This is a genomic window from Rhodoferax sp. (assembly GCF_011391645.1).
Taxonomy (GTDB): domain Bacteria; phylum Pseudomonadota; class Gammaproteobacteria; order Burkholderiales; family Burkholderiaceae_C; genus Rhodoferax.
Genome location: NZ_JAABQC010000093.1, coordinates 1 through 10,873, shown reverse-complemented (window position 1 = coordinate 10,873; position 10,873 = coordinate 1). Strand labels below are relative to the sequence as shown.

Genomic DNA, 10,873 nt, shown 5'->3' with positions numbered 1-10,873 from the left:
CAGCAGCGGCAAGGTGTACAGCGGGTCGATGATGAAGATGCTGCCCACGCCATACGGACGGTTCGAGAACGGCAGCGCGAGCTGGGTCCCGTATATCGTCATCGCGTCGAGCAGCGGATGCGTGACGAGCACCAGCCACATGGCCAGCCACCAGCGCCGCCACAGGGACCACTCGCCATTGAGCCTGGCGACCAGCGCCGCGAACGGCAACGAGAACAGCGTCAGCCAGAACGGCGCGTGGGTCTCGGCGCGATGCAGCACCATGTTGCGGATCGGGTCGCCATGGTCGATGATGACATCGAGGTCTGGCAGCGTGCCGGCCACCGCACCCCAGGCAGCGGCCTTCCATACGGCGGTGCGCCGGCCCATGATGGCGACACCGACGGCCGCACCCAGCGCAATCTGTGACAAGGAATCCATCGCGTGATTCTGCCAGCCGGTGCTCGGTCAGCGCTGGGGTAGGGGCAATGAAGGTCGTGACCAAGCTGCAATCCACACCTGAGCAATTGCATGATTTGATGTTCGCCTGGACTCGGCGCGTATTGCCAGCATCAAGGCCGAACATGCCGGTTTAAGCCTGAAGGGCACGGCCGTGGCCAGTGATGCCTTCTGCCCGTTCCGCGACGGGCTTGCCGTCGTCCTTACCCTGCGCCACCCGGTCAGCGTTTTCAGCGGTAGCGCCGGTCCAGGCTGTAGTCGCTCAGTCCTGGGCATGGGAGGTGTGTTTCGTTGCTTGAAGCCTGCTCAGGCGACATGGGCGCTGGGTCTTCAGCCGCCACGGCGATCCGGGTGGCCCTGCGTTCCCGTGCATCGGTCAAATCGGCGGGCAGGCCCGGATAGGCCTGGCCATCTGGCTGCCACTCGTGCAGTGCGATGGTGTACCCGGTCGACTGGTCGGCATGGCGCAAGACTAAGGTCAATGGTGTTTGCGCGGTGAGCGTTGGGTGCAAGCCCGAGCTTGGCACAAAACTGGCGTAGCGAATGCCAAACACCTTGAGCGCACTCCGGCTGTCGCGTTCATGGCGCAGCGGCAGGCAAACGCCATCCACAGCCAACTGCCATTGCATCCAGTTGTCCATAACGCTTGCATCAGCCTCTGCCGCAGATGGCGGTCGCCAGCGAACTTCGATGCGCGTTGTGCTGGCATCGACCTGGCGTGAATTGCCTGTCTGCTCGGGGCTGGCGGCGTCCCCCACCAGCGGCCAGAACTCAAGACCCCGCCACAGCTCAAGCGAGCCACAGGGCAAATCCACCTTGCCAAAAAACCGAAATTCGTTTTGTCGCAACACCTCTTGAAGCGGCCTCCCCAGGCCGAGTTCAGCTTCTTCCAGTTCGGCAAACACCGCATCCAGGTCTTCCTGCAGATAAAAAGGCAGCGCAAACCGGTCGTGCAACTCGCGTCCCCAGTCGATCAGCGGCAAGCGGTAGGGGCGCTTTGTGAGCATGGCAATCAGCGCGCGAAACAGGCAGGCGATGGCCGTGGCGCGTTGCGGTGTGTGCTGCATGCGCAGCGAGCGAAGCTCCACCAAGCCCAGTTGTCCGCGTACCGGCAGATAAGGATTCCAAAGCTTTTCGATGTTGATCTCGGCGCGATGGCTGTTGCCAACCGCGTCACACAAAAAAGAGGCCAGGCTCTTCCAGAGCAGTTCGGGTGAAAGGTCTGATTCGCGCTCCAGCAGTGCCAGCGCCAGCACCAGATCGTCAAAGGCATCGGCGCCGCGCTCATCCGGGCGAACCGACTGGCCGCTGCCACCGACAAAATCATGGGAAAACAGGTAGCTCAACGCCGGGTGCCGGTTCAAAAATCGTACCAATCCCGGCAGCAGCCAGGGGTTCTGAATGAATGGACTTGCTTGGGGTGTGGGTCCGCCAAAGGTCACCTGACCGGCGCCGCCTGAATCAGCCACCTGGCCATTGAAATACAAGCGGTAGGGGAAAAGCTGTTGCGCTGCCGCCGCGGCATAAACCTGCTGGCTGCGCCAAAGGAACTCGGCGCAATTTGTGCTGGGCGCCGTGTTGATCTCAATGACGGCCGGGTCTGGTGTGATGGTGGTCAACTCAATGCTTGCGTCCACAGGCGGGTTGGCACCAGCAAACACCAGCGCTGGCAGACCACAACCCAGCGCGGCGCGCTCAATGCATGCCAAGACCAGCAGAAATTGGTCAACGCGGGTGATCACCGGCAGCGCAAGAGTGGCACAGGGAGCCGGGTCGGCGTCTGACCGGTGCTCAAACATCTGGGCTTGCAGCAAAAAGCACAACGGCTGCGCTGCCCCATCGGCCGCCTCAACGCTTACTGTCCAGGTTGGTGTGCCATCTTCGTTGGGGGTTTCGTGGCATTGCGCTGGCCAGCTCTGATCAACGAAAGCAGTTGTCAGGGCGGCGGCGAATTCAGGCAGGACAAGCGGCGTCACGGCCGGCTGGGGCTCTGTCTGCATCGGGTCAGGCGGCCCCTGCCACAGCGGCTGGCCATCACGCCGACGCAGCAGCCCAAAGTTCCATCGGGGTGCTTTCTCACCCGGATAGAGCCGCCCCACGCTGCGCAGCAGCATTCCATTGGGCATCAGCTGGCTCAGGCTGCACAGCAGTTGTTGGGCTCGCTGCTGTTTGTCGGCTCCCAAAGCGGTGTAGAGCCAGGCTGGGTCCAACGCTTGCCGGTCGGTAAACGTGGGCTCAGACCCAACCCAAATGGGGGTGCCCAACGCAGCAATACGCGCGTCATGCCGCTGCACTGCCAATTCGAATGCGTCGCTTGTCTGCATTTTTGTTTTGCTCGAAAAATGCCGGGCTTCACCAAAAGTCCGGCAATGAATGTCAGTTCACCAAGCAAATAACGCGCCACTCTGTTGGCGGACAACACTGGCGAGGCATTTCAAGCACCCAAGCAATCGGTTTTGCTTGAATCTGACCCACCGTTCGCAAGAAGCAAATGCCCGGCGCGCGAGACACCGGATGCTGTTATGCGGAGAGCAACTTGAAAACCTCACGCGCCGCCGCCACCGTGTGTGCTATGTCCTCTTCGGTGTGTGCGGCGCTGACAAAACCGGCCTCGTACAGCGCCGGCGCAATGTAGACACCGCGATCGAGCAGGCCGTGGAACAACCGGTTGAACCTGGCACCGTCTGATTTCATCACCTGGCTGTAAGTGTGGGGCAGGGTGTCAAGCAGAAAAAAGCCCATCATGCCGCCCTCGGAGTCGCCACAAAACGGCACACCCTCGGCCGCAGCAGCTTGCTTGAGGCCGCTGATCAGGGAATGGGTCTTGCGGGCCAGGTCTTCGTAAAAGCCGGGTTTGCTGATCTCGGCCAGGGTTGCCAGGCCACAGGCCGTGGCCACCGGGTTGCCTGACAGGGTGCCGGCCTGGTAGACCGAGCCCAACGGCGCCAGGTGTTCCATCACCGCGCGCTTGGCGCCAAAGGCGGCCAGCGGCATGCCGCCGCCAATCACCTTGCCCATCACCGTCATGTCGGGCTCGAAGCCGGGAATTTCCTTGGCGTAGACGCTTTGTGCGCCGCCCAACGCGACGCGAAAGCCGGTCATCACCTCGTCCAACACCAGCAGCGCGCCGTACTCGGTACACAGTTCCCGGCAGCGCTTCATGAACGGAACGCTGGCGCGCACAAAATTCATGTTGCCGCAGATCGGCTCCATCATCAGGCAGGCTATTTCCCGGCCCTGCTCGGCAAAAGCGGCTTCGAGTTGATCGATGTTGTTGAATTCGAGCACGATGGTGTGCTGCACCACTTCGGGCGGCACGCCCGCGCTCGTGGGGTTGCCAAAGGTGGCCAAGCCCGAGCCTGCCTTGACCAGCAGCGCATCGGCGTGGCCGTGGTAGCAGCCCTCGAACTTGATGAATTTGCGTCTGCCTGTAGCACCGCGCGCCAGGCGGATGGTGCTCATGGCGGCCTCGGTGCCCGAACTCACCAAGCGCACCATGTCCATGCTCGGCATCAACTTCAAAATAGCCTCGGCCAGTTCCACCTCACGCTCGGTCGGGGCGCCGAACGAGAAGCCTTCCAGCAGCGCTTTTTGCACTGCTTCCACCACCGCCGGGTGGCCGTGACCCAGAATCATCGGACCCCAGGACCCAATGTAGTCGGTGTAACGCTGGCCGTTGGCGTCCCACATGTAAGCTCCCTGGGCGCGGCTGATGAAGCGCGGCGTGCCACCCACGGCGCGAAATGCGCGCACAGGGGAATTGACGCCGCCGGGGATCACCTTGGCGGCGCGGGCAAACAGGGTGGCATTGTGATCGGAGGTGGGTGTCATGGGTTTCTTAAGGCAAAATTGAAGGATCCGCACCAGGGTTGATTGTTGGAATCAGTCTGGAGTGCATGGACATTGACATTCTATGGGAAGGCTTTGGACGCAGTGACGCAATCAACAACCTGGATGTGCCTGATTTGTGGCTGGATTTATGACGAGCAGGCGGGTGATCCTGAACACGGCATCGCGCCGGGCACTGCCTGGCGCGATGTACCGCTGAACTGGACCTGCCCCGAATGCGGCGCCCGCAAGGAAGATTTTGAGATGGTTCAAATTTGAGGCAAGGGCACGCTTGACTTCTTGACCACGGCGTAGCGTGCCAGTGTTTTCGTCCGGGCCACGTCATGTGCCACGACGGGCTGCGGGTAGCTTTGGCCTAGCGCCACACCCGCCATTTGCAGCTCCAGCGGTTTGGCGAGCCAGGGCGCATGGATGGCCTTGTCAGACAGCTTCGCCAGTTGCGGCAGGTAGCGGCGGATGAATTTGCCCTGCGGGTCAAACTTTTCGCTCTGGCTGACCGGGTTGAAGATGCGAAAGTAGGGCTGTGCATCGCAACCGCTGGACGCCACCCATTGCCAGCCGCCATTGTTGGCCGACAGGTCAAAGTCGTTGAGCTTTTCGGCAAAGTAGCGTTCGCCCCAGCGCCAGTCCAGCCCCAAATCTTTCACCAGGAAACTACCCGCCACCATGCGCAATCGGTTGTGCATGTAGCCGGTCTGGTTGATCTGCGCCATGGCCGCGTCAACCAGCGGGTAGCCAGTGCGCCCTTCGCACCAGGCGGCAAACAGTTCGTTTGCGCGCGGGCCGCTTTCCCATTGAATGGCATCGTATTCAGGCTTGAACGCACGACCGGCGACATGCGGGAAGTTAGCCAGAATGGCAAAGTAAAAATCGCGCCACACCAGCTCGCTGAGCCAGACTGCCGCGCCCGCGCTGCCGGCGGCCTGGCGCTGCAAGGCAATTCGCACCAGTTGGCGGATCGACACGGTGCCAAAGCGCAGGTGCACGCCCAGGTAACTCGGGCCTTTCACCGCCGGAAAGTCGCGCGTGGCGTGGTAGTCGTCCATGCGCTCAAAAAAGGCTTCGAACAGGGTCTGGCCACCCGATTCGCCGGTGGGAATTTTCAGGCTGGCCAGGTTGGTGACTGTAAAACCGATGTCGCCCAAGCTTGGCACGGGTTGCTGCCATTCTGGCGGGCGCTCCACCAGTCGCTGTGCCAGCGGTGTGCTGTCGTGGGGCGCGAGGTGTTCGGGTGCCACCCGTGACAGCCAGTTGTTCTTGTAAGGCGTAAACACACCATAAGGCGTGCCGGACTGGGTCAGAATCTCGCGGCCTTCAAAGATGACCTGGTCCTTGCAGGTGAAAAATGCGCAGCCCGCTTGCGCCAGCGCGTCGCGCACGTCCTCGTCGCGCGCCAGCGCTTGCGGCTCGTAGTCGCGTGCGGCAAAGACCGCCTGCGCCTGGAGTTGTGCTGCCAAACGGGGCAGTTCGTCGCTGACCACCGCATGGCGCACGATCAGGCCGGCACCCGCCCTGCCGCTGAGCTGGCGCAAGCTTGCGTCGAGTTCCACCAGTGATTCGCGAATAAATTCGACGCGCCGGTCGGTCTGCGGCAGTTTGTCCAGAATGGTCCGATCGAACACAAAAACACAGTGCACGCGCGCGCAATGGCTCAGCGCCAGATGCAGTGCGGCGTTATCCACCACGCGCAAATCGCGCCTGAACCACATCAGGCCGGTTTCAAAGTTTTGGGTCGTGTTCATCGCTAGAATTGTTCCATGTCTTCTGATTCTGCCCCCATCAACCTGACGAATCATTTTTTGATCGCCATGCCTGGCCTTCAGGATCCGCTGTTTGGACACAGTGTCATCTATTTGTGCGAGCACAGCCCCCGGGGCGCCTTGGGGCTGGTCATCAACAAACCCTGCGAGATTGACCTCAAGGGTCTGTTTGACAAGGTGGACTTGCCGTTGACCCGCCCCGACCTGCAAACTGCCCCCGTTTTTTACGGCGGCCCGGTGCAAACCGAGCGCGGCTTTGTGCTGCATGAGGCCACCTTTGCCGATGACGACCAGCCTGAGCACCCGGTCTATGCCAGCACCATGGTGATCCCCGGCGGCCTCGAGATGACCACCTCGCGCGATGTGCTGGAGGCCATCTCCACCGGCAGCGGGCCGCGCAAAGTACTGATCTCGCTGGGCTATTCGGCCTGGGGTGAGGGTCAGCTGGAGTCTGAACTGGGCGATAACAGTTGGCTCACAGTCGAGGCCGACGCCCGGCTGATTTTTGAGACCCCGGTGCCTGAGCGTTACACCCAGGCGCTCAAGCTGCTGGGCCTGGAGCCCTGGATGCTGGCGCCCGGCGCCGGACACGCATGAGCCCACTGCCAGACAGTTCAAGCGTCGACCCACGGCCGGCAGTGGCTGCCCATTTGCAAACTTTCATGGCGCTGGACTTTGGCCTCAAGCGCACCGGTTTTGCCGTGGGCAACCGCATTCTGCGCACGGCCCAGCCGCAGGGCACCATCAGCGCCGAGGGCAAGGCAAGGTTTGACAAGGTGGCGCAACAGCTCAAAACCTGGCAACCCGACGCGCTGGTGGTTGGGGTGCCATTTCACCCGGACGGCGCTGCGCACGAAAACACGCTGCGGGCGCGCCGCTTTGCGCGCCAGTTGCATGGCCGCTTCAACCTGCCGGTGTTCGAGGTGGATGAGCGTTACACCACCACCGAGGCCCGCTCGCAGGGCGCGGTTGACGCCGATGCGGCGGCGGCCTGCATCATTCTGGAACAGTTTTTAAGGAGTCTTCCATGAGCACACTGGCACTCGATGCCGAGGCGCTGTATGCCGACCTGGCACGCAACCTGAGCCCCCTGATGCAGCCGGGCACGCAACTGCTGGGTATCGCCTCCGGCGGCGTCTGGCTGGTTGAGCGTCTGCAGCAGGACCTCGACCTGGCGCAGCCGTTTGGCGTGATCTCGTCGGCCATGCACCGCGACGACTTCGCCCGCCGCGGCATGACCAGCAGCGCGCAGACGCAAATTCCGTTTGACGTCAATGGCGCCCATGTGCTGCTGCTCGACGACGTGCTGTTCACCGGGCGCACGGTGCGCGCGGTGCTCAACGAGCTGTTTGACTTTGGCCGCCCGGCCAGCGTCAAGCTGGCGGTGCTGGTGGACCGCGGCGGCCGCGAGCTGCCGATCCAGGCCGACCTGTTCAGCGCACGCGTCAGCCTGCCCGCCACCCAGTCGCTGGCGCTGGAACGCCATGAGAACGGCCGCTTCAGCTTTAACGTGAAAGACATTAACGTGAAAGGCATCTAGCCATGCTGTACCAGCGCAACCCGCAGCTCAATAAAAACGGCGAGCTGATCCATTTGCTCTCGACCGAGGGCCTGCCCAAAAGCATCCTGTCCCAGGTGTTGGATACCGCCGCCAACTTTGTCTCGGTGGGTAACCGCGAGGTCAAAAAGGTGCCCTTGCTGCGCGGCAAAAGTGTCTTCAACCTGTTTTTTGAAAACTCCACCCGCACCCGCACCACCTTTGAAATCGCCGCCAAGCGCCTGAGCGCCGACGTGATCAACCTCGACATTGCCAAGTCGTCGGCCGCCAAGGGTGAATCGCTGCTCGACACCATTGCCAACCTGAGCGCCATGGCCGCCGACCTTTTTGTGGTGCGCCACAGTGAGTCGGGTGCGCCCTACCTGATTGCCCAGCACGTGGCGCCGCATGTGCATGTGGTCAACGCCGGCGACGGGCGTCACGCCCACCCCACCCAGGGCTTGCTCGACATGTACACCATTCGCCACTACAAGGGCGACTTTGCCAACCTGACGGTGGCCATTGTGGGCGACGTGCTGCACTCGCGCGTGGCGCGCTCCGACATCCACGCCCTCACCACGCTGGGTTGTGCCGAGGTGCGCGTGGTGGGCCCCAAAACGCTGGTGCCGTCCGACATGGCACAGATGGGCGTGCGCGTGTGCCACACCCTCGAGGAAGGCATCAGGGGAGCCGACGTGGTCATCATGCTGCGCCTGCAAAATGAGCGTATGAGCGGCGCGCTGCTGCCGTCGAGCCAGGAGTTTTTCAAGAGCTTTGGTCTGACCCCGACCAAGCTGCAACTGGCCAAGCCGGATGCCATCGTGATGCACCCGGGCCCGATCAACCGCGGTGTTGAAATTGACTCGGCGGTGGTCGATGGCCGCCAGAGCGTTATCCTGCCGCAAGTGACCTTTGGCATCGCGGTGCGCATGGCGGTGATGAGCATCGTGGCCGGCAACGAAGCCTGAACCCTTCAAGAGAACAACAGATGAACAAGCAAACACGTGTGCTGATTCAGGGCGGCCGGGTCATCGACCCCGCCAGTGGCCTCGATGCGCAAGCCGATGTCGCCCTGGCCAATGGAGCCGTGCTGGCGATTCAAAACATTCCGGCAGACTTTCAAGCCGATATCACGATTCCAGCGGCTGGCTGCCTGGTTTTACCGGGCCTGGTGGACCTGGCCGTGCGCCTGCGCGAACCGGGCAACGAGCATGCCCGCATGCTTGAGTCTGAAATGGCGGCGGCCATGGCCGGTGGTGTGACCAGTCTGGTCTGCCAGCCCGACACCGACCCGGCGCTCGACGAACCCGGTCTGGTTGAAATGCTGCGCTTTCGCGCCGAAAAGCTGGAGCAGGCGCGGGTCTATCCGCTGGGCGCGCTGACGCGCAACCTCAAGGGCGAAACGTTGACCGAGATGGTGATGTTGACCGACGCCGGATGCGTGGCCTTCAGCCAGGCTGAGGTGATGCTGTCCAACACCCAGGTGCTGCAGCGCGCGTTTCAGTACGCCAGCACCTTTGGCTACGCGGTGTGGCTGCGCCCGCAGGACTATTTTCTGGGCCAAGGCGTGGCAGCCAGCGGCCCGCTGGCGACCCGCATGGGCCTGAGCGGTGTGCCGGTGATGGCCGAGACCATTGCCCTGCACACCATTTTCGAGCTGATGCGCAGCACTGGCGCCCGCGTGCACCTGTGCCGCATCAGCAGCGCCGCCGGTGTCGCCCTGGTGCGCCAAGCCAAGCTGGACGGCCTGAAAGTCTCGTGTGATGTCAGCATCAACTCGCTGCACCTGACCGACACCGACATGGGCTTTTTCGACAGCCGCGCGCGTCTGAACCCGCCCTTGCGCCAGCAGCGTGACCGCGACGCGTTGCGCGCCGGTCTGCTCGACGGCACCATCGACGCGCTGGTGTCAGACCACACGCCGGTGGATGAAGACGCCAAAAACTTGCCGTTTGCAGAAAGCGAGCCCGGCGCCACCGGGCTGGAACTACTGCTAAGCCTGGCCTACAAGTGGCATCTGGACAGCGGCATAGAACTGGCGCGCGCCATCGCGGTGGTGACCGATGGCCCGGCCAAGGTGCTGGGCGCGGCGCTGGGCCCCCGCCTGGGTCGCACCGGCCATTTGCAGGTGGGCGGTCTGGCTGATGTCTGCGTGTTTGACCCGCAAGCCAGTTGGACGGTGCAAGCAGACACGCTGGTCAGTCAGGGCAAACACACGCCGTTCTCAGGTTACGAGTTGCCCGGGCGTGTGCGCTGCACACTGGTTGGCGGGCGGGTGGCCTACCAGGCGGGGTGAAGATATGCATATCCTGGCGGAGGTGGCTGTGATCAGTGGTTTTATAAGAGATATGACCCCAGCCGCTTTGTCGCCTGGTCTTATAGCCTTAACGTTGTCATCAATCTGAGTCGTCGATTCGATCAGCGCCTGTCGGCTGAAGGGCCGACGTTTCTTGGCCTGTGCCCGCCATCCGTCCATCCGCCTTGATTGGATCTTGATGCGATCGTGTGGGGAGAGGTCGGCTTGAGACCCTTAGCCGAAATTCAATTTGTTGATCCGCCCGCCAGTTAGCCGACATTGGACGGCATGATCGGGCTGGCATCGGTTGATGCGCCGGAGGTTATGTAAAGTGGCAGTTGTTCTTGAGTAACTGCTACCCGGCGGTCAAATCTTCGACCTTAGACTTCGACTTTCAAATCCCTCGCTGCGCTCTCGATCTTGGTGTACCCACATAAAAGCTGAGCTGACCCGAAGTGTTTCATCGCCCAGTTTTGCTTGATCCCCATTGATCAAGCAGTCGCTGGTCATGTGCGCTTTCTGCTTCGATGGTGTCCTGCGGCAGTTGTTTGAGGCATTCTTCCAGTGCCTGAGGGTCGAGTTTCTCAACTGGCTTCGACTCGACCTGAACTTGAGGTGATTTGCCATCCCAAGCAAACGGGTTACGAAATGCTGGAAGGTCAGGTAAACAGTCATCCTTGTAGATGGGAGGACCGTCAGATGCAAAAGGTGAGAACGAAATGGTTTTTTCAAAAATCAATGGCTTGCCTGTCGGGGTCGGGGGTGAAGGCGGCATGTTTTCGATGGCCTTGCGAGCCAGTTGCTCGGCAACAGTGGATGTGGTCCATAGCGTTTCCAGCTTCGCCAATGTCCCATCGGGCGCAATTTCCACCCGCAACCGGACGAGACCCTGGTCTGGACCCTCGACAGCGGTGCCCATCATGCTGCGAACCTGCTGACTCCAGGTGTGCCGGTAGCCCTTGCTGTTTTTGAGTGTGTATTTGGCAGCGAAGG

General features: G+C 61.8%; 11 protein-coding genes and 1 pseudogene. 7 read left to right on the top strand and 5 right to left on the bottom strand.

The features are described 5' to 3' along the window. A partial coding sequence (locus GPS82_RS11285) for a metal-dependent hydrolase (protein ID WP_296494665.1) occupies positions 1 to 420 on the bottom strand: 420 nt, incomplete at its 3' end. 47 nt (positions 421 to 467) lie between these two features. Here GPS82_RS11285 and purH point away from each other — a divergent pair. After that, positions 468 to 643: pseudogene (purH, locus tag GPS82_RS11280) on the top strand (bifunctional phosphoribosylaminoimidazolecarboxamide formyltransferase/IMP cyclohydrolase); the annotation flags it as partial. A gap of 25 nt (positions 644 to 668) precedes the next feature. On the opposite strand, the gene GPS82_RS11275 reads toward purH, so the two are convergent. Beyond that, positions 669 to 2,762: a transglutaminase family protein gene (locus GPS82_RS11275; RefSeq protein ID WP_296494663.1), complete on the bottom strand. Its 2,094-nt coding sequence runs from the start codon at positions 2,760 to 2,762 to the stop codon at positions 669 to 671. Positions 2,763 to 2,958: 196 nt separating this feature from the next. After that, complete coding sequence (hemL, locus tag GPS82_RS11270; protein WP_296494660.1) at positions 2,959 to 4,269, bottom strand: glutamate-1-semialdehyde 2,1-aminomutase; 1,311 nt, start codon at positions 4,267 to 4,269, stop codon at positions 2,959 to 2,961. A gap of 123 nt (positions 4,270 to 4,392) precedes the next feature. Here hemL and GPS82_RS11265 point away from each other — a divergent pair, with 123 nt between their 5' ends. Continuing rightward, a complete protein-coding gene (locus tag GPS82_RS11265; RefSeq protein WP_296494667.1) occupies positions 4,393 to 4,545 on the top strand; it encodes a rubredoxin in 153 nt (50 codons plus the stop codon). On the opposite strand, the gene GPS82_RS11260 is transcribed toward GPS82_RS11265, so the two are convergent. Beyond that, positions 4,536 to 6,029: a deoxyribodipyrimidine photo-lyase gene (locus GPS82_RS11260; RefSeq protein ID WP_296494658.1), complete on the bottom strand. Its 1,494-nt coding sequence runs from the start codon at positions 6,027 to 6,029 to the stop codon at positions 4,536 to 4,538. The genes GPS82_RS11265 and GPS82_RS11260 overlap by 10 nt on opposite strands. A gap of 15 nt (positions 6,030 to 6,044) precedes the next feature. Between GPS82_RS11260 and GPS82_RS11255 the strand changes: the two genes are divergently transcribed. Genes GPS82_RS11255 through GPS82_RS11235 form a run of 5 tightly spaced genes read left to right on the top strand, consistent with a single transcriptional unit; the run spans position 6,045 to position 9,880 of the window. Then, positions 6,045 to 6,644: a YqgE/AlgH family protein gene (locus GPS82_RS11255; protein WP_296494655.1), complete on the top strand. Its 600-nt coding sequence runs from the start codon at positions 6,045 to 6,047 to the stop codon at positions 6,642 to 6,644. Next, on the top strand, positions 6,641 to 7,078 hold the full coding sequence (gene ruvX, locus GPS82_RS11250) for a Holliday junction resolvase RuvX (RefSeq protein WP_296494653.1): 438 nt from the start codon (positions 6,641 to 6,643) through the stop codon (positions 7,076 to 7,078). The genes GPS82_RS11255 and ruvX overlap by 4 nt, the downstream gene beginning before the upstream one ends. Beyond that, on the top strand, positions 7,075 to 7,587 hold the full coding sequence (gene pyrR, locus GPS82_RS11245) for a bifunctional pyr operon transcriptional regulator/uracil phosphoribosyltransferase PyrR (protein ID WP_296494650.1): 513 nt from the start codon (positions 7,075 to 7,077) through the stop codon (positions 7,585 to 7,587). The genes ruvX and pyrR overlap by 4 nt, the downstream gene beginning before the upstream one ends. Positions 7,588 to 7,589: 2 nt before the next feature. Further along, a complete protein-coding gene (locus GPS82_RS11240; protein ID WP_296494648.1) occupies positions 7,590 to 8,552 on the top strand; it encodes an aspartate carbamoyltransferase catalytic subunit in 963 nt (320 codons plus the stop codon). 20 nt (positions 8,553 to 8,572) lie between these two features. Beyond that, complete coding sequence (locus tag GPS82_RS11235) at positions 8,573 to 9,880, top strand: dihydroorotase (protein ID WP_296494645.1); 1,308 nt, start codon at positions 8,573 to 8,575, stop codon at positions 9,878 to 9,880. Positions 9,881 to 10,340: 460 nt separating this feature from the next. On the opposite strand, the gene GPS82_RS11230 is transcribed toward GPS82_RS11235, so the two are convergent. Next, positions 10,341 to 10,873: energy transducer TonB (locus GPS82_RS11230; RefSeq protein WP_296494642.1), on the bottom strand; the 533-nt coding region annotated here is incomplete at its 5' end.

What these genes read in the sequence shown, in the direction of transcription:
- hemL (WP_296494660.1), bottom strand. Translation starts at nt 4,269, where the DNA reads ATGACACCCACCTCCGATCACAATGCCACCCTGTTTGCCCGCGCCGCC.
- pyrR (WP_296494650.1), top strand. Translation starts at nt 7,075, where the DNA reads ATGAGCACACTGGCACTCGATGCCGAGGCGCTGTATGCCGACCTGGCA.
- GPS82_RS11255 (WP_296494655.1), top strand. Translation starts at nt 6,045, where the DNA reads ATGTCTTCTGATTCTGCCCCCATCAACCTGACGAATCATTTTTTGATC.
- GPS82_RS11240 (WP_296494648.1), top strand. Translation starts at nt 7,590, where the DNA reads ATGCTGTACCAGCGCAACCCGCAGCTCAATAAAAACGGCGAGCTGATC.
- GPS82_RS11265 (WP_296494667.1), top strand. Translation starts at nt 4,393, where the DNA reads ATGTGCCTGATTTGTGGCTGGATTTATGACGAGCAGGCGGGTGATCCT.
- GPS82_RS11235 (WP_296494645.1), top strand. Translation starts at nt 8,573, where the DNA reads ATGAACAAGCAAACACGTGTGCTGATTCAGGGCGGCCGGGTCATCGAC.
- GPS82_RS11275 (WP_296494663.1), bottom strand. Translation starts at nt 2,762, where the DNA reads ATGCAGACAAGCGACGCATTCGAATTGGCAGTGCAGCGGCATGACGCG.
- ruvX (WP_296494653.1), top strand. Translation starts at nt 6,641, where the DNA reads ATGAGCCCACTGCCAGACAGTTCAAGCGTCGACCCACGGCCGGCAGTG.
- GPS82_RS11260 (WP_296494658.1), bottom strand. Translation starts at nt 6,029, where the DNA reads ATGAACACGACCCAAAACTTTGAAACCGGCCTGATGTGGTTCAGGCGC.